24 protein-coding genes are annotated in these 24791 nt (G+C 30.6%); 21 read left to right on the top strand and 3 right to left on the bottom strand.

Features of this window, described 5'->3' with window-relative positions; all coding sequences use genetic code 11:
- The first annotated feature begins 225 nt into the window (after positions 1-225).
- The 5 genes from FYJ33_RS10485 (at position 226) to rsmI (ending at position 6345) form a co-directional block, all read left to right on the top strand.
- The gene (locus tag FYJ33_RS10485; protein WP_154531692.1) at positions 226-1476 is read left to right on the top strand and encodes a C40 family peptidase; all 1251 of its coding nucleotides are present in this window, start codon (positions 226-228) and stop codon (positions 1474-1476) included.
- A gap of 281 nt (positions 1477-1757) precedes the next feature.
- Positions 1758-3008, top strand: a complete 1251-nt coding sequence (locus FYJ33_RS10480; protein WP_154531691.1) for a C40 family peptidase — start codon at positions 1758-1760, stop codon at positions 3006-3008.
- 206 nt (positions 3009-3214) lie between these two features.
- Positions 3215-4639 carry a lipopolysaccharide biosynthesis protein gene (locus FYJ33_RS10475; protein WP_154531690.1) on the top strand — a complete coding sequence of 475 codons (1425 nt, stop codon included), beginning with the start codon at positions 3215-3217 and terminating at the stop codon, positions 4637-4639.
- 124 nt (positions 4640-4763) lie between these two features.
- On the top strand, positions 4764-5501 hold the full coding sequence (locus FYJ33_RS10470) for a tRNA1(Val) (adenine(37)-N6)-methyltransferase (protein ID WP_154531689.1): 738 nt from the start codon (positions 4764-4766) through the stop codon (positions 5499-5501).
- A 1-nt stretch (position 5502) separates the two neighbouring features.
- Positions 5503-6345, top strand: a complete 843-nt coding sequence (rsmI, locus tag FYJ33_RS10465; RefSeq protein ID WP_154531688.1) for a 16S rRNA (cytidine(1402)-2'-O)-methyltransferase — start codon at positions 5503-5505, stop codon at positions 6343-6345.
- Positions 6346-6467: 122 nt separating this feature from the next.
- Here rsmI and FYJ33_RS10460 read toward each other — a convergent pair whose 3' ends face one another.
- The gene (locus FYJ33_RS10460) at positions 6468-6713 is read right to left on the bottom strand and encodes an AbrB/MazE/SpoVT family DNA-binding domain-containing protein (protein ID WP_154531687.1); all 246 of its coding nucleotides are present in this window, start codon (positions 6711-6713) and stop codon (positions 6468-6470) included.
- A gap of 662 nt (positions 6714-7375) precedes the next feature.
- Here FYJ33_RS10460 and FYJ33_RS10450 point away from each other — a divergent pair.
- Positions 7376-7969, top strand: coding sequence for a DUF1836 domain-containing protein (locus FYJ33_RS10450; RefSeq protein ID WP_154531686.1), 594 nt, complete (start codon positions 7376-7378; stop codon positions 7967-7969).
- A gap of 257 nt (positions 7970-8226) precedes the next feature.
- On the opposite strand, the gene ddpX is transcribed toward FYJ33_RS10450, so the two are convergent.
- Entirely contained in the window at positions 8227-8958 is a 732-nt protein-coding gene (ddpX, locus tag FYJ33_RS10445) for a D-alanyl-D-alanine dipeptidase (protein WP_154531685.1), read from the bottom strand.
- Positions 8959-9058: 100 nt separating this feature from the next.
- On the opposite strand from ddpX, the gene FYJ33_RS10440 reads away from it, so the two are divergent.
- On the top strand, positions 9059-11401 hold the full coding sequence (locus FYJ33_RS10440; protein WP_154531684.1) for a helicase C-terminal domain-containing protein: 2343 nt from the start codon (positions 9059-9061) through the stop codon (positions 11399-11401).
- A 78-nt stretch (positions 11402-11479) separates the two neighbouring features.
- Here the strand turns inward: FYJ33_RS10440 and FYJ33_RS10435 are convergent, their stop codons facing one another.
- Positions 11480-12487: an LCP family protein gene (locus FYJ33_RS10435; RefSeq protein WP_154531683.1), complete on the bottom strand. Its 1008-nt coding sequence runs from the start codon at positions 12485-12487 to the stop codon at positions 11480-11482.
- Between the two features lie 195 nt (positions 12488-12682).
- On the opposite strand from FYJ33_RS10435, the gene FYJ33_RS10430 reads away from it, so the two are divergent.
- From FYJ33_RS10430 to ftsX, 14 genes are all read left to right on the top strand, one after another.
- A complete protein-coding gene (locus FYJ33_RS10430) occupies positions 12683-13534 on the top strand; it encodes a YihY/virulence factor BrkB family protein (RefSeq protein WP_154531682.1) in 852 nt (283 codons plus the stop codon).
- 60 nt (positions 13535-13594) lie between these two features.
- Complete coding sequence (locus FYJ33_RS10425; RefSeq protein ID WP_154531681.1) at positions 13595-14557, top strand: LCP family protein; 963 nt, start codon at positions 13595-13597, stop codon at positions 14555-14557.
- Between the two features lie 315 nt (positions 14558-14872).
- Positions 14873-15223, top strand: coding sequence for a single-stranded DNA-binding protein (locus tag FYJ33_RS10420; RefSeq protein WP_154531680.1), 351 nt, complete (start codon positions 14873-14875; stop codon positions 15221-15223).
- A gap of 558 nt (positions 15224-15781) precedes the next feature.
- On the top strand, positions 15782-16102 hold the full coding sequence (locus tag FYJ33_RS10415; RefSeq protein WP_154531679.1) for a DUF6514 family protein: 321 nt from the start codon (positions 15782-15784) through the stop codon (positions 16100-16102).
- A gap of 55 nt (positions 16103-16157) precedes the next feature.
- Positions 16158-16535 carry a holo-ACP synthase gene (gene acpS / locus FYJ33_RS10410; RefSeq protein ID WP_154531678.1) on the top strand — a complete coding sequence of 126 codons (378 nt, stop codon included), beginning with the start codon at positions 16158-16160 and terminating at the stop codon, positions 16533-16535.
- Complete coding sequence (locus tag FYJ33_RS10405) at positions 16535-18028, top strand: NAD(P)H-hydrate dehydratase (RefSeq protein WP_154531677.1); 1494 nt, start codon at positions 16535-16537, stop codon at positions 18026-18028. The genes acpS and FYJ33_RS10405 overlap by 1 nt, the downstream gene beginning before the upstream one ends.
- Before the next feature lie 71 nt (positions 18029-18099).
- Complete coding sequence (locus tag FYJ33_RS10400) at positions 18100-18699, top strand: germination lipoprotein GerS-related protein (protein ID WP_154531676.1); 600 nt, start codon at positions 18100-18102, stop codon at positions 18697-18699.
- A gap of 227 nt (positions 18700-18926) precedes the next feature.
- Positions 18927-19160 carry a hypothetical protein gene (locus FYJ33_RS10395; RefSeq protein WP_154531675.1) on the top strand — a complete coding sequence of 78 codons (234 nt, stop codon included), beginning with the start codon at positions 18927-18929 and terminating at the stop codon, positions 19158-19160.
- Positions 19161-19167: 7 nt separating this feature from the next.
- A complete protein-coding gene (locus tag FYJ33_RS10390; RefSeq protein WP_154531674.1) occupies positions 19168-19524 on the top strand; it encodes a type II toxin-antitoxin system PemK/MazF family toxin in 357 nt (118 codons plus the stop codon).
- A 313-nt stretch (positions 19525-19837) separates the two neighbouring features.
- Entirely contained in the window at positions 19838-20677 is an 840-nt protein-coding gene (locus FYJ33_RS10385; RefSeq protein WP_328598685.1) for a transketolase, read from the top strand.
- Entirely contained in the window at positions 20677-21615 is a 939-nt protein-coding gene (locus FYJ33_RS10380; RefSeq protein ID WP_154531672.1) for a transketolase family protein, read from the top strand. The genes FYJ33_RS10385 and FYJ33_RS10380 overlap by 1 nt, the downstream gene beginning before the upstream one ends.
- 451 nt (positions 21616-22066) lie before the next feature.
- A complete protein-coding gene (locus FYJ33_RS10375) occupies positions 22067-22921 on the top strand; it encodes a YitT family protein (protein WP_154531671.1) in 855 nt (284 codons plus the stop codon).
- Positions 22922-23072: 151 nt separating this feature from the next.
- Positions 23073-23768 (top strand): cell division ATP-binding protein FtsE, encoded by a 696-nt coding sequence (ftsE, locus tag FYJ33_RS10370; RefSeq protein WP_154531670.1) that lies wholly within the window; start codon positions 23073-23075, stop codon positions 23766-23768.
- Positions 23755-24642, top strand: a complete 888-nt coding sequence (gene ftsX / locus FYJ33_RS10365) for a permease-like cell division protein FtsX (RefSeq protein ID WP_235900828.1) — start codon at positions 23755-23757, stop codon at positions 24640-24642. Before ftsE ends, ftsX begins: the two co-directional genes overlap by 14 nt.
- Positions 24643-24791 lie beyond the last annotated feature (149 nt).

Genomic DNA, 24791 nt, shown 5'->3' with positions numbered 1-24791 from the left:
ATCATTGTAATACAATATTCTTCTTCTTTTCAAGGGAAATGTAGTTTTTAAGAGGAAACTACTATGTGAATAAAATGTAAAATTAGTATGAAAATTAGAAATGTTAATTATTTACGTTGTCGAAGATAGGTATTTAGTGGTATAATAACTTTTGTAATCAAATTGTAATAATAATAACTGGGGGAGGAAAAATTCGTTAGATTAATCATAAAGGAACGAATTTATATGAATATTATGAAAAAGAAGTCGATTTCAACTCTTTTAGCGATAACTCTATTAGCGGGAACATGTTTTACAGCATATGCAGAACCGTTAACTAATGCTCAAAAACAAGAGATACAGCAAAATAAACAGAAATTAGATGAAGTAAATAGCAAAATAAACAAATTAACTGATAAAATAGATGCATTAACAACTCAGATTGAGCCATTAGTATGGAAGGTTCAAGAAAATGATAAGAAGATTGAAAATATAAAATCTGATATAGTGTTAGTGGAGAAAGATATTAAAGTAGCTCAAGAGAAACTTGATAAGAAGCAACAGGCTTTTGGTGAAAGAATGAGAGCTATATACAAATCTGGAGGTAATGAAAGTTACATATCAATTTTATTTTCTTCAACAAGCTTAAGTGACTTAATTGATAAAGTACAGGCTGTTGGAAAGATTATGAAGCTTGATAAACAGATAATTTCAGATATAGAAGCTCAGAAGAAGGTTCTTGACAATAAGAAGAAGGAACTTCAGAATAAGAAAGATGAAATTAACAAGATAAATGAAGAAAATAAAGTTAAGATAGAAAAACTTAACAAGTTAAAAGCAGAACAACAGGTTGAAGTTGATAAGCTAAAAGAAGAAAAGAAGAAGGTTACTGTTAATTTAGCAGATAGTGAAAAGCCTTTAATTGAATATCCAATTTCAATAATCAAAAAAGATTCAAGCAGTATTTCAGAATTAAGAAATGCTATTGAAATGCTTAGATCTGCTAGAACTCAGATAACAACTGATGAAATTGACAATCAGGCTAAAGCGTATATTGAAAAAGCAAAAGATATTATATCAAGCAGACAGCAAAGCAGTTCATCAACAGCAGGATCTACTAGCACTGGTTCAGGTGTAAACAGAGGACAAGGTGGAAGTACATCATCGCTATTAGCGTATGCATATCAATTCCAGGGAATACCATATGTTTATGGGGCAACAGGACCAAGTTCTTTTGATTGCTCAGGTTTTACATCATATGTTTATAGTAATGCAGCTGGAATTTCAATTGGTAGAACTACTTATGATCAGATGGGAGTTGGTAAATCAGTATCATACTCAGAACTTCAGCCAGGAGATTTAGTTTTCACTAATGGTGGTGGTCATGTTGGTATTTATGTAGGTAATGGAAACATGATACATGCTCCAAGAACAGGGGAAAGCGTAAAGGTAGGACCAATATATAATTATTGTGGTGCAAGAAGAGTTATTGGTTAATAGTTTTAAAATAAAAAGAATTTAAAAGTATACAGACGAAGGTATCGAGCGATACCTTCGTTTTTTATGTGTAGTAAATAGCATGGAAAAAGGTTTTAAATGTGATTTATAAGAAACATTTACAAAAAGTTAATATAAGATAAACTATAAAAAATTGTATTTTAATGATTATTATGGAATAATAGTGATATAATAATATTTGTAATCAAATTGTAATAATAATAACGAGGGGAGGAAAAATTCGTTATTTTAATTTTAAAAGAACGATTTATAAAAAGATTATGAAAAAGAATACGATTTCAACTCTTTTAGCAATAACTCTACTGGCCGGAACAAGCTTTACAGCGTTTGCAGAACCATTAACAGATGCTCAAAAGCAGGAGATGCATTATAATAAACAGAAATTAGATGAAGTTAATAGCAAAATAAATACATTAACCGATAAGATAGAAGTATTAGATGCTCAAATAGAACCATTAGTAAAAAATATTCAAGAAAATGATAAGAATATTGAGGATATAAAAGCTGATATAGTTTTAGTACAGAAAGATATAGATAAGGTAAAAGAAAATTTTGAAAAGAAGCAGCAGGCTTTTGGTGAAAGAATGAGAGCTATATACAAATCTGGAGGTAATGAAAGCTATATATCAATTTTATTTTCTTCAACGAGTATAAGTGACTTAATTAATAAGGTACAAGCAGTTGGTAAGGTTATGAAGATTGATAAGCAGGTAATTTCAGATATTGAGAATCAAAAGAAGGTTCTGGATAATAAAAAGCAGGAACTTCAGGACAAGAAAGATGAAATTAACAAAATAAATGAAAAAAACAAAGTTGAAATGAAAAAACTTAATAAATTAAAAGCAGAGCAGCAGGTTGAAGTTGATAGGTTAAAAGAAGAAAAGAAAAAGGTTACTGTTAATCTAGCAGATAGTGAAAAAACTTTAATTGAGTATCCAATTTCAATAATTAAAAAGGATACAAGCAGTATTTCAGAATTAAGAAATGCTATTGAAATGCTTACAGCTGCAAGAGAAAGTATAACAACTGATGAAATTGATAATCAGGCTAAAGAATATATCGAAAAAGCAAAAGATATTATAGCAAGTAAGCAGCAAAGTAGTTCATCAAATGTAACAGCAGGAAGCGAAAGTACTGGGGTAAGTTTAAATAGAGGAACATATAGTGGTAATGTTTCATCAATAATAGCATATGCATATCAATTCAGGGGGAGACCATATGTTTCAGGTGGAAAAGGGCCTAATGTATTTGATTGTTCAGGTTTTACATCATATGTTTATAGAAATGCAGCTGGCATAGAAATAGGAGGCTGGACAGGAGAACAGTTAAGAACAGGTAGATCAGTTTCATATTCAGAACTTCAACCAGGAGATTTAGTTTTCACTAATGGTGGAGGACACGTTGGTATATATGTTGGCGGTGGACAGATGATACATGCTCCAAGAACAGGCGATGTTGTTAAGGTAGGACCAATATATCATTATTCAAGTGCAAGAAGAGTAATTGGTTAATAAGCGAGAAAATAATAAAAGTTTAAAAATACAGAGGCGGAAATATTATTTGATATTTCTGCCTTTTGTTTTATGATGTATAATTTATATTGGATATTTACAAAAAGATTATTGTAAATTTAGAAAATAGGAATATAATTTATTCGTTAAATGTATTTTGATATTTTTATAAAAAGTTAATAAATTATTAGATAGGATGTGTAGAATTGAAATTAAAAGCAATGTATAAAGATGCTTCTGCGCCTGTAAAGGCATCATTCTGGTTTATGTTTGCTAACATTGCACAGAAGGCAATAAGTGTCATAACAACAATGATATTTACTAGAGTACTGACTAAAGGCGATTACGGAATAATGAATACATTTCAGGCTTGGTACGGTGTTCTGAATGTAATAGTCACGCTTTGTATTCCAATAGGTGTATACAGCAATGCCATGATAGATTATAAGGATGAACTTGATGAGTTTACATCATCGATGCTGACTTTGATTACAATCAATACTGCGTTTGCTGCGATTATATTCTGTGTATTCAAGGCTCAGCTTATAGGACTGCTGAATATTCCGACATCAATGGTATATCTGCTGTTCCTTTCAATCTGGTTAAATCCGGCATTGGATTTTTGGTTTGTACAGCAGAAGTTTAGCTATAAATATAAAAAATCTGTATTTATAAGTTTGTTTACTGCCGTTGGTGGTGCGGCACTTGCATATTTATTTGTAGTATATATGCCTTTTAATAAAGCGTTTAGTAAAACTTTGGGTGGATCTCTTTTAACATTTATAGTATGTTTATATCTATATATTATGATGATTAAGAGAGGAAAGATAGGAATCAATAAAAAATACTGGAAGTATGCTCTTGTATTTAGCATTCCACTTATACCACATTTTTTATCAAATCAGGTTTTATCATCATCAGATAGAATAATAATAAGTAAAATGGTAAGTAATGAAGCGGCAGGTTTATATGGAGTTGCATATTCAGCTGCAACAATAATCCAGATTGTATCAAGCTCTGTTAATGCATCATGGATACCATGGACATATCAAAAGCTTGATAAAAAGGAATTTGATGATATAGGTAAATTATCTAAGCCTATAATTATTGTTTTTGCATTAGCATGTTTTGCATTTGTAATTTTTGCACCAGAGATATTACATATACTGGCTGATCCAAAGTATAAAGATGCTATATGGTGTATGCCTCCGATAATATTAGGAGTATTCTTTATATTTATATACTCATTATTTTCTAATATTGAATTCTTCTATAAGAAAACTAAGCTTATCATGATTGCTACAAGCTGTGCTGCGGTTTTAAACATCGTACTTAATATTATGTTTATACCTGTCTTTGGGTACATTGCAGCAGCTTATACGACACTTGCGGGTTATATTGCATTAAGTGTAGCACATTACTTCTTTATGAAAAAGGCCCAGAAAGCTAAAATATATGATGTTAAGTTTATTGTATTAGTTTCAATTGCATTAACATTAAGTTCGTTTGTGATGATGGCGTTTTATGAACATTTTATAATAAGATATGTAATTATATTTATAATTGCTATTATAGTATTTATAAAGAGAGACTATATTATTTCAGTTATGAAAAAACTAAAAGCACAATAAATAATAAAAAGCGGACTCTGTATTTTGTATGCAGAATCCGCTTTTTTAAAATTATAGATATATATAATTTAAACTTTAGTTTATAATAGAATAGAAAACTATAAAGAAGTAGGTTGGATTTACAATGGATTTAGTAAGAGAAGATGAAACATTAGATGATTTACAGCTGAATGGCATAAATATAATTCAGAAAAAGAAAGCCTTCAGATTTGGAATAGATGCTGTTCTGCTGGCAAACTATGCAAACGTGAAGAATAATCATACAGTTATTGATCTCTGCACAGGCACAGGTATTGTACCTTTTATAATTGCAGGAAAGACTAAAGCAAAAAAAGTATTAGGAATAGAAATTCAGGATGAATTTGTAGAAATGGCTCATAGAAGTGTTGAAATAAATAATCTGCAGGATAGAGTTGATTTTATGTGTGCAGACCTAAAGGATACAGCGGTACTTAAAAAGCTTGAAAGAGCTGATGTGGTAACGGTGAATCCACCATATAAGCTTATGAATGCTGGCATAAAGAATGCCACAGATAAACTTACTATAGCAAGACACGAGGTTCTATGTAACCTTGAAAATGTTATAGCTGCCTCAAGAATACTGCTGAAGGATAATGGAAGACTTTATATGGTTCATAGACCTGAAAGGTTAGCAGATATATTCTGTCTTATGAGGAAGTATAAAATAGAACCTAAAAGAGTACAATTTGTGCATCCTAGTGCGAAAAAGGCTCCTAATATAGTGCTTGTAGAAGGTCAGAGAGATGGAGGTTCATTCTTAAAATTTGAAGAGCCTTTATATGTCTATGATGATAAAGGATGCTATACAAAAGAAATAGATGAAATATACGGAAGGGGATAGAATGATGGGAAAATTATATATAGTTCCTACACCAATAGGAAATTTAAAAGATATGACTTTAAGAGGACTTGAAGTATTAAAAGAAGCTGACTTTGTTGCAGCAGAGGATACAAGACAGACACTAAAGTTACTAAATCATTTTGGAATAAAGAAAAGTCTTATAAGCTATCATCAGCATAATGAAAACGGCAAGAGTCAGGATTTGATTGATCTTCTTGAACAGGGTAAAAACATTGCACTTGTAAGTGATGCGGGAACTCCTGGCATATCTGATCCGGGATGTGTTGTAATTAGAGAATGCATTAAAAAGAATTTGAATTTTGAAGTTCTTCCCGGGGCTACAGCCATTACTACAGCAGTTGTTAATTCTGGTTTAGATACAACAGGTTTTACTTTCAAGGGATTTCTTCCAAGAGAAAATAAAGACCGTACAGCTGTAATAGAAAAATTAAAAAACTCACAGGAAACACTTATATTTTATGAAGCACCTCACAGGCTATTAAATACTCTACAGTTTCTTCTTGATAACCTTGGTAACAGAAGAATGGCTACATGTAGAGAGTTAACTAAGATTCATGAAGAGATATACAGAAATAATATAAAAGATGTAATAGAATATTTTAAGGATAAAAATCCACGTGGTGAGTTTGTATTGGTAGTAGAAGGTAAGACTGATGAAGAGATTGAAATGGAACAGAGATCTTCATGGGAAAATATGAGTATAGCTGAACATATACGAAAATATATTAATGAAGGCTTAAGCAAAAAAGAAGCTGTGAAAAAAGTAGCGAAGGATAGAAATATGCAAAAATCAGAAGTGTATAAACATTCCATAGAACTTTAAATCTTATTGTAAAAATAAGTAATATTTTTCGAACACAAAAATAGTTAAAAATTTACATGATAAATATATAAAAAAAGACGCTTATCAGTAACAATATGCTGATAAGCATCTTTTTTAAATTATTATCTTCCTTCTTTGATTTCGTGAAGACAGTTCTTGCAGATGTTTTTACCTTTGTAGTTTATAACATCTCTAGCATCTCCACAGAATATACAAGCTGGTTCATATTTCTTTAATATGATCTGCTCTCCGTCTACATATATTTCTAAAGCATCCTTTTCTGCGATATCAAGAGTTCTTCTTAACTCTATTGGAATAACTATTCTACCTAATTCATCTACTCTTCTTACTACACCTGTTGATTTCATTTTTTTTCTTCCTCCTTGATTTACATGTTTCGACAAAACATAATACAATATTAACAAACCTGTAATTTAAAGTCAATATAAAACTTTCAACTTATTACATTATTTTTATTCATTAAAGTTTACAAATAAAATATACTACCATTATTTTGTAAAGTCAAGTGAAAAAAAATTAGAAATCTTGTTTTTAACTGTGCAGTTTAGTAGTTTGTACACCTTTTAAATGACAAATTATTAAAGACATACGGGAATAAAAATGGAAATCAAAAAAAAATAAAAAAATAGTAATAAAATGGACAATAAAATATTGAATGTCGAAAATATAGACAAGTATAAGAAATTAAGAACATGTGTATAATATTACTGTGACAAAAAATAATATGATTGTTTGGAATATGTGCAAAAAATATAAAGTATTGCACAAGGTATAAACATCTTATTCACAGGAGTCTGTGGATAATGTGTACAAGTTATATGTATTTTAAGTTCTATGCATAAAAATCAACATAATATATATAGTTATCAACAACAATTGTGCACAATATGTTGATAACTATACATGATTCTAATAGTAATTATAAATGAAAAGATTAAAATAACTTGTAAAATGGTTATGCATACTATATAATATAAAATAAGAGATATTAATAACGAGAGGCGATAATATGAACGATACTTTTACAACTAGAGACTTTATGAAATTAGCAGAAGAGATATCTAATAATAATTTAATACCATATGAAGATCTTCCTAAGTATGACTTATTTTTGTCTCAAGTTATAGACTACTTAAATGATAAGTTTACTGATGAAAAATACACTAATAATATAGTTCAGAATTATATTAAGAGTGATGTTATTTCAAAACCGGAAGATGGTAAAAAAAGAGGATACACAAAAATTCATCTTGCACAGCTTGTATTATTAAGTTACATGAGGCCTATTCTTACAACTGAAGAAATAAAGAAAGTAATAAGATTAGCATTTAATGATATCAATGATAGAAGCGATGACATAATATCATGGCAGGATGCGTATAAGATTTTTGCAGAAATACAGACCGAAAGTTTTTCAGACTTTTTAACAGCGCCATTATTTAATCAAGAAAAACTTGAACATAGAGTTAAGTCACTTAATCTTGATGAAAAAGATGAAGAGAGAATAAGAATTTTTCTTATGGTAATGACTCTTATATCACAGGCATCTGTTATAAAGAAGCTTGTACAAAAAATAGTTAATGATTATAATACTGAAGAATAGCAAAAGAGCCTGCCGGATTAGTAGTTAAAAACTGCTATCGGCAAGCTTCTTTTTTAATGTCTAGGAAATTGCATTGAAAAAGGTGGGGTTTTAATGCTGTAAAGCGTTGAAAACAAAGGGTTTACACATTTGTATAAAAGAATGGTAGGAGGCAATTTCAGCCTTCAGTAATCTGAAGGTTGCAGGACATATGAAGAAACGACTTGGAGAGACCGCTGGGAACGACGGAGGCTTCGCAATATATCCTGCAACCTTTTTTATTTTATATCTTCAAATTGGACATTTAGCAGAGGGTAACTGTCTGCATTAGAATCATCAAAATGCCACCATTCTGTTTCTATTGTTTTGAAACCGTGTTTTACCATTACTGAAGTAAGCAAGTCCATATTTTTTTTTGCTGTGGAACTCATAGAAGTACTGTTTCTGTAGGAAGCAGTGGTGAAGTTATCAAAGCCTGTAGGCATTTCTAATTCATGCCCCTGTCCATCAACAAGTGTTATATCAACAGCTGCACCTCTATTATGACGAGAACCGTGATAATATGGGTTGGCTATGAATCTACTATCGCTTACGATGCTCCATAAGTGTTTTTGAACATCATAAGGTCTGTAGGCGTCCCATATTTTTATTCTATAGCCATATTGTTTGAATTCGTTATTTGCATTTATTAATTTTCTTAAGGTATCTTTCTGTAGAAGACATGTTTCACTGGGATATATTTTCTTTCCTGTGAAGTTAGTATCTTTTGCATAATGAAGATCTATTACAAAGCTTGCATCAACATCAGCAACTGCTACGAGACCATTGTATGATGATGGCTTATTATATATGTTAGTTTTATGGCTTAATGGCAGGTTATAAGTTGTAGTCAGTAATTGAACTGCTGTCTTTTTATAGTAGATTTCTGCTGAACTTAGTCCAATAAAAACAGCAAAAGAACTGACCAGGATTGCTAGTATAATATGTTTTACATCTTTTAAAAATAACATAATTAAAATTGAACCTTTCTATAAAATAAAATTAGATTATAATTAATTATCGTAAAGAATTTTAAAATTATAAATTATTAGTTTTAAAGGGGAAATAAAGATGGTTATAGCGATATCTGTAAGAGAAATAGTAAGTTTTGCGCTATCCAGTGGCAGCATTGATACAAGATATGTTAGTCATTCTCGTGCTATGCAAGGAACAGTGATTCATAAAAAAATTCAGGAAGAAAATTTAAAGTTAATTAAAGGATACAGTAAAGAAGTATACCTTACAATGGATTTTGATTTTGATAAATTCACTTTAAAAGTTGAAGGAAGAGCTGACGGAGTGATTGAAGATGGTGGAGTAATTGTAGAAGAGATAAAATCTACTAACACTAACCTTGTATATATAGATGAAAATTTCAATGAACTGCACTGGGCGCAGGCTAAGTTTTATGCTTACATATTATGTGAACAGAAAAATCTTAAGAACATAACAGTAAGGCTTATTTATTATTGCTTATTAAATGATGAAACTAAAACATTTGAAAAAAAATATACAAAAGATGAACTTAAAGAGTATATAGACTTCATTATCAAGCAGTTCAAAGATATCGCTGACTATAATATTGAATGGAAAGATAGAAGAAACGGGTCTATTGATGAGGCTGGTTTCCCTTTTAAAGAATATAGAAAGGGCCAGAGAGAGCTGTCTGTGGCTGTTTATAATACAGTTAGGGAAAAAGAAAAGATTTTTATAAAGGCGCCAACTGGAATAGGCAAAACAATATCAACTATTTTCCCTGTAGTTAAGGCACTTGGACAGGACAAAATTGATAGAATATTTTATCTCACATCTAAGACTATTACAAGAACTGTGGCTGAAGAAGCCTTTAAGATATTGAGAAAGAATAAGATGAATATCAAGACAATTACGCTTACTGCCAAGGAAAAGATATGTTTTAAGGATGAACCTAAATGTAACCCTGATGACTGCATATATGCTAAGGATTATTATGATAAGCTTAAAGGGTCTCTTTACCATATACTGAAGGATAATGATGAGTTTTCAAGAACGACTATAGAAGAAATAGCTGAAAAGTATAAAATATGTCCTTTTGAACTGAGTCTTGAAATAGCTAAATGGTGTGATGCTGTAATATGTGATTACAATTATATTTTTGATCCTACAGCTGCACTTAAATATATATTTGAAGAATGTACAGATAGAATTAGTATTCTTATAGATGAAGCTCATAATCTTGTGCCTAGAGCAAGAGAAATGTATTCTGCAGAGATAAGAAAAAGCGACATATATAAAGTTAAAAAACTTATGACAGGAAAAGCTCCTAAGCTTTCAGGTATTTTAGGTAAAATAAATTCGATTATGGTTTCCTATAGAAGAGAATTGGAAGATGATCAGATTGTTCAGAAGATAATAACTTCTGTACCTAAAGATTTAAGCAAGATGCTGAAATCATTTATCAAAGAAGGTGATGAGTTTATTGCTAAGAATCAGGGTGTAGAGGGAATAGATGAAGTAATGAATCTTTATTTTGAGATTAATGGATTCCTCAATACATTGGCAGAGGTTGATGACTGTTATATTAATTATGTAGATACTTCTGATCGGGATGTAATTATAAAACTTTTTTGTATAGATCCTAGTACAAGAATAAAGTATAAGATGAATGCGGCAAAAAGCTGTGTGCTGTTCTCGGCAACAATGACGCCCATGGATTACTATATTTCGCTTTTAGGAGGTGATGAGAACAGCTACAGAATGTTTCTCAAGTCACCATTTGACAGCAGTAATTTAGGTATTTCGGCAGTGCCGTTATCTACTAAGTATAAAGACAGAGAAAATACAATTGGTGATATAGTAGAGATTATTCATGATACAGTCTCTTTAAAAAAGGGTAATTATATAGCATTCTTTCCTTCATATAAATATATGGAAAATGCATATAAGCTTTTCCTAGAAAAATATGATGATATTAATGTAGAAATTCAGAATAATGATATGAATGAAAAGCAACGTGAAGAATTTTTGAGCAAGTTTGAGGATAAAGAAAAAAATATACTGGCGTTTTGTGTTATGGGAGGTATTTTCTCAGAGGGAATAGATCTCAGAGGAGATTCTCTTATAGGAACAATCATAACTGGAGTTGGGCTGCCTCAGGTCTGTTTTGAAAGAGAGATAATAAAGGATTACTATAATAACTTTAATGGACAGGGATATGATTATTCATACACATATCCAGGAATGAACAAAGTGCTGCAGTCTGTAGGGAGAGTAATAAGGACTGAAACAGATAGAGGCATAGCAGTACTTATAGATGACAGGTTCTTTACAAATAAGTATAAAATGATGATGCCGAGAGAGTGGGAAAACATGAACTTTGTAAGAGATAAGAAGGAACTTAAGAAGAAAGTAGAAGAGTTTTGGAAAAAAAATTAATCCTATTTTCTTATATCTCTAATATATTAAATAAAAAAGCGCATGTTGAAATGCACTTTTTATTTAATATATTATTTATTATTGTGGTTTTACGTCATCAAAGATGTAGTCACGAACTAACTTCTTATTAGCTTCAATATCAAATACCCAGTACCAGACTTTGTTTATTATTTGTCCCTTTGCTTTGTCTGGAAGAGGGAATTCCATTTGTTCAAGATTTCCAAGACCATTTTGTAGTGTGCTTATACCAAGACTTATTATATCAGTTGAACTCATACTTGTTGTAACGTAAGGTAGAAGTTTGCTTACTATGCCTGGATATTGTGAAACACCAGCAGATTTTATTTTTTCAAATATTGCATTAAGAACTGTACGTTGTCTTTCAGTTCTTTCAATATCACCATTTCCAGCATATCTTACTCTTGAATAACCAACAGCCTGAACACCATTAAGAAGCTGCTTGCCTACTGATACTGATTGGGCTGTCTGTTTTGTTTCTTTTGCTACATCGTTAATATATTTATTAACCTGATTAACTTCGTAATCTTTTATAGTTATTTCAACACCGCCTAAAGCATCAATTACTTGAGAAAGCTGTGCAAAATCAACTTTTACAAAGTCTTTAATATCAAGACCAAAGTTCTGGTTTATAGTTTTTATTGAAAGTTGAGGGCCTCCATAAGCATAAGCGTGGTTAAGTTTTGTCTGACCATGACCATCAATAGAAACATATGAATCTCTAAATAAAGAAGTTAATTTTACTTTGTTATGTTTTTTATCTACAGTTAGTACCATTGTAGCATCTGAACGTCCAACATCTCCTTCTCTTGAATCAACACCTAAGAAGGCAATGTTAATTATGTCTTTATCAAAAGATAAATTTTTATCTATTCCTAAAGAAGCTGTATCCTTTTTAATTGATACTTTATTCATTTTGCCTAAAGAAGAAAATACGTATGAACCCGCAGCAACAATGATAAATAAGATTATTGCTAAAACTGATAAAAGTATTACTTTTGATTTGCTTTTCCCTTTCTTTCGAGTATCTTTTTTCTGTATATGTTTTCCAGATGAATGTTTTCCCATAAAATGTGACTCCTTTCAACATTATTAGCAATAATATTATACTACTAAAGTATTTATAAATAAATATCGAAAAGGTAACAGTGTGGTAGCTTATGGAAAGATAAAATGCATTTTAGTATTAAATAATAAATATTATATTAATCATAGAGGATAATAAATATAGTGTAAATAAAAAAAATAATAAGGAGCTGCTTTATGAACTCTTCAGAAAATAAAAATAGAAAAAGAAAAAATAGAATTATTCTTTTTGTAATAGAACTAATAAAAAGAATTTTTGATCATGATATTACTGCAACAGCAGGTTTTCTTGCTTATAACTTAATGCTGGCATTTGTACCTTTTCTTATGTTTTTGCTGACTCTTATAGGATTAAGCAATCTAGATGTAAATCAGGTACTGGAAGCATTAAGCTATATACTGCCAATAAAAGCTTATGATCTTATTAAATATACAGTCATAGAGGTTTTGAAAGGACAGGGTACAGGCATAGTGTGGATAACTATTTTTCTCGCAATATGGGCTGCGTCAAATGGATTTGGTGCTGTTATAAGAGGCATGAATAGGGCTTATGGTGTAAGAGAAAAGAGAGGATATATTTCAAGAGTTGTAAGATCTATTGCTTCTACTGTTATACTGGCACTGCTTATTATATTAACAATGGTTTTGCTTGTGTTTGGTGATGTTATAAAGAATTTTGTAATAACTTATATTCCCGTAAGTAACTTTATTACAATGTTGTGGGATCTTATGAGATATATAATTCTTGTATTTATGATGGTGGTCATATTTGTTACAATTTATAAATATACACCAGCAAAGAAGGTTTCTTGGGTTGAGGCTTTTCCAGGTGCGTTTTTAACTTCCTTAGGATGGTTGATATTTTCAAGTTGTTTTGCATTCTATGTAAATACATTTTCAAATTATTCAAGGCTTTATGGTAGTTTGGGAGCTATATTTATACTTATGACCTGGTTGTACTTATCATCATTTATAATACTACTTGGAGGAGAAGTAAATGCCATGATTTCAGAAAAAATGAATAAGTAAGTAGAAAATAAAAGTAAATAGTAGTAAACTTATACTATATTTGATAAGGGAGATGACAAAATGAGGGCAAGGAAGAAGAAAAAGAGGAAGATATTACCAGTAATTTTGCTGATAATATTATTTATTATAGTATGTTTTGGTGTGACAGCTTTCAGTTATCTTAATAAGATAAAAACTGTAAAGATTAATGATAAAAATCTTGGTGTTACAGAAGAAAGCAAGATGCCATTTAATAATGTAGAAGGAAAGCATAAAGTCAAAAATATACTTTTAATGGGTGTTGATAATCAGGAGAATGCTTCTGATTCCAATATTGTATTAAGTATAGATTCTACTGCAAAAAAGATTAAGATGTCTTCACTTATGAGGGATACATATGTTGATTTGGGTGAAGGGCGACCAATAACAAAGTTAAACTATGCATACCATTATGGTGGCTGTGATTTATCTGTTAAGACAGTAAATGAGTTATTCAAACTTGATATAACTGACTATGTAAAAGTAGACTTTGAAGGACTTATGAAGATAATTGATTATGTTGGCGGCCTGGAAATCAACGTTAATGAGCAAGAGTTTAAATACTTAAATAGTTATGCAAAAGATATAGCTAAAATAACAAATACAAAGTATACACCGATAAGTGCACCTGGAAAGCAGCTGCTTAACGGCCAGCAGGCTACAGCGTACTGCCGATTTAGATATGATAATAATTTCGATTATGGAAGAACAAAGAGACAGAGAGATGTGCTGTTTAAGCTGTTTAATAAGTTTAAGGAAATACCCGTAACATCATATCCGGACACTGCGGCAAACATACTTCCTAATTTAGAGACAAGCCTATCACAGCTTGAATTAATAGAGCTTGGAGTAAATGCTTCTTTATATGGCAAGAATGGAATTGCCGAAACAAGATGTCCTTATGATGGACTTAAGTCTGATGCAACTATAAAGGGTATATACTATATGAAATGGGATCAGGATAAAAATGTAGAAAAACTTCATAAGTTTATATACTTTGAGTAATATATAATTTATAAGGTATAATGTATAATTTCGGACGAAACTCCTTTTGTGGAGTTTCAGAATAAGAGGACAAAATCCTCTTAATAACTCTTTTGGAGGAATGATTGTGGAGGTTTGGAGGCAAGTCTCCATTTATTTTAGAAATTCATGCAGCTATGCTCATGAATTTTATCCTGAATTATACATTATAAAATATACATTTTAAATTTTACTGATAGTTTAGCAGCTAAATTAAAATAAAATATCAACCTTCTGTATAAACGTGGTTATTGTGGATATAATTCATAACGTGACCATAGCAGGAGGTTGTTTTTTATGAATAAAATAATTATATTGGGAAGATTAGTTAAGGATCCAGAACTTAAGACAACACTAGATGGAGAAAAAACATATACTAGATTCGTTATGGCTGTGGAAAGAAACTTTAAATCTAAGGATGGTACTATAAAGGCTGATTTTATACCAATAATAGTATGGGGAAAGAAAGCTGAGATTATCTGCAAGTACTTAACAAAAGGCAGTTTGCTTTCAGTAAGCGGGAGACTGAGTGCTTATGGATATGAAGATGCTAATGGGACCAGAAAGTATGTAGCAGAAGTTGTTGCAGACGACTTTAAATTCATAAATATAGGAAACAAAAATCATTCAACAGAAGAAGCGTTATAAAAAAGTAAAAAAATATTGAAAACGTTTATGTAAGTTGTTATAATAATTATTGTAATGATAACGTATTCTATTTCAACTATGGTATTTTGAGAAATTAAATTAAGTAATATGGTCATGAATAAGAGTCAGGGAAGGGTGCTGACTCTTATTTTTTTGATTTATTGTAAATTGCATGGAAATAGGTATAAGTTTAATGATATGAAGCAATGAAATAAAAGAGTTTATGGAATAATCCCAATAATGGTATGATGCAATTTTGACCATAAATATAAAATTTATTTATTGAAATAAAATCATCATATTAGAACTAATATCGACAAGAAAAATTTACTATTTGTAGTTATCCACAGGAAGTTATCCACAGAAGGGTTGAAAAAAAGTAGTACTTTTACTGTATTTAAGGAGATATGTCGCAAAATGAATAAAAAAAAATACACAGCTTATCCACAAAACGACAAAAAAGTTGTTGATAAAGTGATAATATGATATTTGTAAATTGATGTATTGAATAGAAGATTTGTGTTTTAGTTTTGAATAATGTTTTTTGGAGGAATTTGTATGAAAGTAGAAAAAATATTAGAGACAAGATTATCAGATGCTGATAGGATATTTAATTATACTTATAGATTAATAAAAGGTCAATACGAAGGAATTGTTTCATATGGCATTGAAGCAGAAATGAATGAAGTAAAAGATGGACAAGTTGTGGACATTGAAAGAGATGGAATTAATGTAATTTCAAATAATAAGGCTAAAGTTGAAAAACTTTTAAATATTTTGGCAGACAATAAAGTTTCGCCAATACATTTTATAGATGTTCTTGGAGAATATATAGATGAATATGCAGGAGATTTTGATATTGTGCCAGCTGAGCTGTAAAATATATTTATTGTGATATGATAATATATAAGAAATATGCAGCAGGAGTATAAATATGATAATTGGAATAGGAACTGATATTATTGAAATTGATAGAATAGAAAAAAACATTAAAAGAAATGATGCTTTTTTAAAGAAGTGTTTTACAGCAAAAGAAAACGAATTATTTAAGATTAAAAATATGAGATCTGAAGTGATAGCAGGGAATTTTTGTGTCAAAGAAGCAGTAAGTAAAGCATTAGGGACTGGTTTTAGAAAATTTTCTATCAATCATATAGAAGTATTAAGAGATGAACTTGGAAAGCCATATGTTAATCTTTATAATGAATGTAAAAAGAAAGCGGATGAGTTGGGGGTAAAAGAAATATTTGTATCTATTTCTCATAATAGAACAAATGCAATAGCATACGTAATAATGGAAGGAGCAGAATAATGAAAATTGTTACACCAGATGCCATGAGAAAAATTGAAGATGAATATATAAATGGATATGGGATGGATAGTTTTGCTCTTATGGAGACAGCAGTAATTTCTATAATGAAACATGTTAATATCAAAGATAGAAATATTGTAGTTGTATGTGGTTTTGGCAATAATGCAGGTGATGCACTTGGTGTGGCACGGCACTTAATAGTATTACATAAAATAGTTAAGATTTTTATATGCAGTAATGGAAGGGAATTGTCACGAGACTGCATAAAAAACATGAACATATTATATAAAATGAATGCTTCAATAGAATTTATAAGAAAAACTGAAGATTTAAATTCTCTTAATAAAAGTATATCTGAAAGTGATGTCGTAATAGATGGACTTTTTGGAACAGGATTATCAAGGCAGCTGGATACCTATTATACTGATATTATTAAAAGTATTAATACATATAGCAAATATGTATTATCAATTGACATACCATCGGGTATGAATGGTGAAAATGGATATATAATGGGTGAATGTGTAAAAGCAAATAAGACTGTAGCTCTTCAGTTTTATAAAAAGTGTTTTTTCTGCGATAAAGCAAAAAATTATACTGGTGATGTTGTAGTTGAGTCATTAGGTATACCAAAAGAAATAAGTGAGAAATATGATGAAAAAGTATATACATCTGATGAGATTACAGATAAAATTCTTCCAAAAAGAAATAAATATTCACATAAAGGTACTTTTGGACGAACAACAATTGCTGCTGGAAGTGAAAAGTATACAGGTGCCGCATATATTGCGGCACAGGCCGCTGTAAAAACAGGTGCAGGTCTTGTTACTCTTGCTACTTCTAAAGAGCAGGTACCTATAATGCAGTCAAAACTTGCAGAAGCTATGATATGTGACTATGAAGATAAGTATTTTGTAGAGATTATCAAAAAAAGCAATGTTGTTGCATGTGGACCAGGCCTTGATAGTAATGATAGTAGTCTTAAGATAGTTGAAGAAGTAATTACTAATTCAGAATGCCCGATAGTATTTGATGCTGATGCTATTAATGTTTTATCTGCCCACAAAGAGCTTCTTTTTGGAAGAAAGGAGAAGAATATTGTATTAACACCTCACCCAGGTGAGATGGCAAGGTTCTGTGGTTGTAGCATAGAAGACGTTAATAATAAGAGAATCGAAATAGCTAAAAATACTGCTATTGAGACCAACTGCATCATAGTGTTGAAGGGATATAATACAGTTATTACAGACGGAGAAAAAATATTTATAAATACTACTGGCAGTAGTGCGATGGCGTCAGGAGGTATGGGAGACTGCCTTACTGGCATTGTAACAGGACTGATATCTCAAGGTTTAGATCCATTTAAAGCTTCGGTATTGGGAGTTTATATACATGGATTTATAGGAGATTCTTTATCGAAGCAAATGTATTCTGTTACTGCTACAGATATAATTAATAAGATTTCTTTATATTTAAAGGAATTTGAAAGTTAAATAATTTAAGAATATTTTAAATAACAAAATAATATTACTATTATTAGAAAAAAATTTTATATGGAGTTAGTATGAAAAAAATTAAAATCCCATTAATTATTATTCTAGTAATAGTAGGAATAATATCCTGCTTGGCTTTTTATCAGAAGTTATTTAAAGAGACACCGGAGAACATAATGACACGATTTAAAAAGATGAAGTCATATAGCTGTAATGTTGAGTATACTATTAAAAATCCAAGATGCACTACAGTTCAGAAGGCCACATTAAAATCTGAAGGACAGGGCAATATTGAATTAAAATTTGATGATGGCAGAATATTTAAGTACAGTAATAAGGATATTGTGTTAAGTAATGAGAATACTAAGGAAAAATTTACTCTGAGTAAAGAGTTCGATAAATTCTACAAGTTGTCATTCATGGAAAATATAAGAGAACTATTGCTTCTTAATGGAGAAAATATGAAAGTTATCTATAATAAAGAAAAAAGTCTTGGTTACTTAGAAATTGAATATCAGTTATATGATAATAATAAGGAACTAAATAAATGCAAATTATTTATAAATACCGAGAATAGCATACCAGTAGAAATGATTATTTTTGATGATACTGGAGAAGAGAGAATTAAAGTTGATTACAGTAATTTTGTTGTGTCAAAACTTGTGAGATAAGCAAGCTGAGACTAAGGGGGGTGATTAAGAAAATAGACTTTACTTGTTTTTTGTGGAAATGTGCTACATAGTAATAATAAAACACAGTCCAACATATAAAATAATCAAAAAAAGGAAGAAAGTAAAATAAAAAGTAGAAAACTGAAGAGATGCCTTTGACATATCGACATGATTTGCTATATAATGTAAATATACATAAACTTTTTACATTAGGAAGGTGTGAAATTATGTCATATGCAATGTATATAGAAGCGTTTGGAAAAGAAAATTATAAAAATGAAGAAAAAATGCAACATATCGAGAAATCATTAATATCATATAGTAAAGACATAAATGAAGATGAATATGATGAAATGGCAAAAGGATATAAGGAAATGGCATCTTTAAATCTTGAATACGCAGAAATGGGATCAGACGGCATAGGATTTAATGAGTATGTCAATTGGCTTAGCGGAGAGTGAGTTTAATATGGCAATAATATCTAATGTAAAAAGAGGAGATATTTTCTATGCTGACCTAAGCCCTGTAGTAGGATCCGAACAAGGGGGAATCAGGCCGGTTATTATCATACAGAATAATATAGGAAATAGATATAGCCCTACAGTTATTATTTCGGCTATAACTTCTCAGATAAATAAGGCAAAACTGCCTACACATGTAGAAATATCATCAGAAGAGTATGGACTTAATAGAGATTCTGTTGTTTTATTAGAACAGATACGAACAATTGATAAAAAAAGATTAAAAGAAAAAATTGGACATATGACAGAAGAAGACATGAACAAAGTTAACAAAAGTCTTCTTATAAGTTTAGGTTTAGTTTGAATTTATAATGTGAATAAAAAAAATATTAATATATAAAATAAGTTAAGATTGTTTCTTAACTTATTTTTTTAGCATAAACAGTTTAGCTTATAAATTGTTTGTGATTTAGTAATCTATAAATTCTAATTTTTGGTTTGGATAAACTAGTGTTAGTTAAGATATTAATATATTTTATCCTAAAGAAACAATATAAAATACAATATTATACATATAAACTAAAAAGTATAACACAAATAATTAAATAGACTATACAAATTTAAAAAGATATGTTAACATTAGTTTAGTGAAAATTTTAGATTATTTAGTATATAAAATTCAGGAGGAATTATACATAATGAATGTTAGTGAATTACAAAATACCGCAAAGACAATTCGTAGAGATATAGTTACTATGCTTACAGAGTCGGCTTCAGGTCACCCAGGCGGATCTCTTTCAGCAACTGATATTATTACTACTCTATATTTTAAGGAAATGAATATAGATCCAAAGAATCCAAAGATGGAAGACAGAGACAGATTCGTGTTATCAAAAGGACACGCTGCTCCAGCATTATATAGTGCGCTTGCAAGGAGAGGATTTTTTGATCCTGCCAAGTTAAATACATTAAGAAAATTAGGATCAGATCTTCAGGGTCATCCTAATATGAATGATGTAGCAGGAATAGATATGTCTACTGGATCATTAGGACAAGGAATTTCTGCTGCAGTAGGAATGGCTTTAGCAGGAAAGCTTGATAATAAAGATTATAGAGTATTTGCGCTTCTAGGTGATGGTGAACTAGAAGAAGGACAGGTATGGGAAGCTGCAATGTCAGCGGCACATTACAGTCTTGATAATCTTACAGCTTTTGTTGATTTTAACGGACTTCAGATAGATGGAAAGATAGAAGATGTAATGAATCCAGGTCCAATAGATAAAAAATTCGAAGCTTTTGGATGGAATGTACTAAATATAGACGGACATAATATAGAAGAAATAATTAAAGCTGTAGATAAGGCAAGAAACTTTAAAGAAAAACCTACTATGATCGTATGCCATACAGTAAAGGGCAAAGGTGTATCATTTATGGAAAATCAGGCTTCATGGCATGGAACTGCACCTAGCAAAGAACAATGTACACAGGCATTAAGTGAAATTGGAGGGGATAACTAATGGGAAAGAAGATTGCAACTAGAGAAGCATATGGAAAAGCTCTTGCTAAATTAGGAATGGAAAATAAGAAAATTGTTGTATTTGATGCGGATTTGTCTAAATCAACAAAGACAGCTGATTTTAAAGCAGTATGTGAAGACAGATTCTTTGATATGGGAATAGCAGAAGCTAATATGGTTGGTGTTGCAGCAGGAATGTCAACTTGCGGAAAGATACCTTATGTAAGCACATTTGCAATGTTTGCTGCAGGAAGAGCATTTGAGCAGATAAGAAACTCAGTATGTTATCCAAACCTTAACGTGAAAATTTGTGCTACACATGCAGGACTTACTGTTGGAGAAGACGGAGCGTCACATCAGTCAGTTGAAGATTTATCATTAATGAGAAGCATACCTAATATGACCGTTATTAACCCTTCTGATGCAGTAGAAGCTGAGGCAGCAATCAACGCTGTAGCAGAATATTACGGACCATGCTATGTAAGACTTGGAAGAGCTGCAGTTGATGTCGTTAATGATTTTGAAGGCTATAAGTTTGAAATAGGTAAGGGTGTGCAACTTAGAGAAGGCTCTGATGCTGCTATCATAGCAACAGGAATAATGGTTCAGGAAGCTATAAAGGCACATGATATGCTAAAAGCTGAAGGAATAAATACAAGAGTTATTAACATTCATACTCTTAAGCCTTTAGATAAAGAAATTATTGTAAACGCAGCTAAAGAAACTGGATTAATAGTTACAGCTGAAGAACACAGTATCATTGGTGGACTTGGTTCAGCAGTTGCTGAAGTTGTATGTGAAGAATGCCCGGTAAAAATGAAAAGAATCGGCATAAAAGATGAATTTGGTCAGAGCGGAAAGCCAGATGAACTATTAAAATTATATGGATTAACTGCAGATGATATAGTTAAGGCAGTAAAAGAAGGATTAAATAAATAATAAAATATTAGTAATTGCTACTTAAAAAATCTCCACAGCAATATATTTGTGGAGATTTTTTCTATAGAGTGAATTTGAATTCTAAAGATTATTATAGAAAATAATCAATGATCGATGATCAATGAAGGAGGAAATTCATATCGTTGTGCTTATGAATTTCTGAATTTAATGGAGGCAGATCCTCCAAGCCTCCTGTGAAATTACTGGGCATAATTTCATATAAAATTGTAACTATATAAATTAGATATAGTAGTATTTAATTATGTAAGCGAAGATGCATATTAGCTAATCTTAGCGTAGGCTTGTATTCTCGAAAGAAAAATATCGGCCTTTGGTTTACTCTTAAATTCTTTGATGATCCTTTACAAGACATGAAGTTTTTGTATAAAATAAATTGGAGAAAATAGTGGAAAAATAAAATAGAATTTTTTTAAAAAGGAGATTTTTTATTATGGGTAGAAAAGAAATTAAAGAATATATATTTATTACATTCGGAATAATACTCGTTGCATTGGCATTTGAGTATTTACTTGCTCCTAATAATCTGGCTGCAGGCGGAGTTACTGGGCTTGCGATAGTTATCAATCACTATTTTCCTTTTATTTCAAATGGGATGATAGTAATGATAGTTAATATAGTGTTATTTGTTGTTGCGTTTATTGTTATCGGTGGGAATTTTGGAGCAAAGACAATTTATGCATCATATGGACTTTCACTTGTTATGTGGATTATAGAAAAGTTCTTTAAGCCATTTGCTTTGACAAGTGATTTGATTTTAGCAACTGTTTTTGGAACACTTGTATCTGCAGTAGGTATGGCTATTGTATTTAATTACAATGCTTCTACAGGAGGTACGGATATACTTGCAAAAATACTTAATAAGTTTTTTCATATAGCAATTGGAAAGTCACTCCTTATAGTTGATATGATTATCACATTGGCTGCTGCTGTTACATTTGGTCTTGATATAGGACTATATGCACTTGTCTCAGTTATAGGGCTAGGTATAACTATAGACAGACTTATTGAAGGTATTAATACAGTTAAAGAAGTGAAAATTGTTAGTGTTAAGGGCAAAGAAATCAGCGAATTCATAATGAATGAATTAGGAAGAGGATGTACTTTTTTAAAGGGGGTTGGAGCATACAGTAACAAGGATATGATGATTGTTTATGCTATTCTTGGAAGAAATGAATTTATAAGGCTAAGAGAATTTCTAAAAGAAGAAGATACAAATGCATTTATTACAGTTAACGAAGTACATGAAGTTCTCGGCGAAGGATTCATGGATTTGAAAGCAATTTAATATTGAGGATATAATTTTTATAGCAAGCATAAAAGGTAAAATTAATAAACTATTAAAAAATTAAAATTTTATTGATATACATGTTATGGTATAATTATAAAGTATATAAACACGTATATGTGAAACAAAATATTTAAGGAGAGTATAGTGAATGATAGAATTTAGAGGTGTCAGCAAAGTCTATGACAATAATGTAAAAGCATTAAATGATATAAATGTTGTTATTGAAAGAGGCGAATTTGTGTTCCTAGTTGGACCGAGTGGAGCTGGAAAATCTACTTTTATTAAAATGCTTTTAAAAGAGGTAGAACCTAGCGAAGGAAGTATAGTAGTTAATGGCACTAAGCTTGAAAAGCTTAAGAGAAATGAGATTCCATATTATAGAAGAAAAATAGGTATGGTATTTCAGGACTTCAGACTTATTCAGACACTTAATGTGTATGAAAATGTTGCGTTTGCAATGAGAGTAGTTGGTGCATCAGCCAAAGAAATAAGAAAGAGAGTGCCAATGGTATTAGCATTGGTAGGGTTATCACATAAATATAAGATGTTCCCTAATGAGCTTTCAGGAGGAGAGCAACAGAGAGTATCAATAGCAAGAGCACTTGTTAATAATCCTCAGGTCTTAATTGCAGATGAGCCTACAGGAAATCTTGACCCTGATACTGCAAAAGAAATAATGGCATTAATAAGTGATATAAATAAGGCTGGTACTACAATCCTAATGGCAACTCATGCTAAGGATATTGTTAATACAATGAAGAAGAGAGTTATTGCTATAGAAAAGGGAGAAATAGCCAGAGACGAAGAAAAGGGAAGGTACGAACATGAGAATGAGTATATTTAGTTATTTTTTAGGTGATGCGTTTAAAAGTCTAAAAAGAAATAAGACAATGAGTTTGGCATCTATTATAACAATATTTGCAACACTTTTTGTTTTCGGTATATTTCTTTTGATTGGATTAAATATTGATAGCGGAGTTAAGAGTGTAGAAGATAAGATTGAAGTTAAAGTTTATATGAATAAAGATATTTCAATAACTGAAAAAAATCAGCTTAGAGAAAAACTTTCAAGTTCAACAGGAGTAAAGGAAGTCGTATTTGAATCAAAAGAACAGGCACTTCAAAATGCAAAGAAGCAGCTTGGAGAATATTCAAGTGTACTTGAAGGATATGAAGATGCAACTAAAAATCCATTACCATCATCTTACATAGTAAAATTAAATTCACCAGGTGATGCTAAAAACATAGTTAAGAATTTTGAAAAAGCAGATGGTGTTGAATCTATTGGAAATGATCAGGAAATAGTAAATACGATATCTAGAATTGCAAAAACAATAAGATGGGTAATAGTTGTGTTATTTGCAATATTAGCATTTATATCAGTTTTCTTAATAGTAAATACTATCAAGCTTACAGTTTTCTCAAGAAGAAGAGAAATAGGTATAATGAAGTTTGTTGGTGCTACAGACTGGTTTATTAGATGGCCTTTTATTATAGAAGGTATAATAATTGGACTTGTTGGTGCAGTTATTTCTGAACTAGTATTATATGGATCATATAAGTGGTTATATGGAAAAATAGCTACTCAGTTTATATCTGTTCAAATAATTAAGCCTACTTATATGTTAACTACAATGTCTTGGCAGTTTGGATTAGCTGGAATAGTAATTGGTGTATTTGGTAGTGTTATAGCATTAAGAAAATTCCTAGCAGTGTAGTTGATGAATTTTATAAAATAAACGATAGAAAGGCAAATATTTTTCGGAATATTTGTCTTTTATCATAGTATAGAAATTGTTACAAAATTATTGATAAATGTTATATCATTTTAGATAAGTGGCAAGATTAAAAAGATCGGAGATTTGAA

The organism is Inconstantimicrobium porci, from assembly GCF_009696465.1.
Classification (GTDB): Bacteria; Bacillota; Clostridia; order Clostridiales; family Clostridiaceae; genus Inconstantimicrobium; species Inconstantimicrobium porci.
The sequence above is the reverse complement of the archived record's forward strand: the minus strand, read 5'-3'. Positions and strand labels throughout refer to the sequence as shown.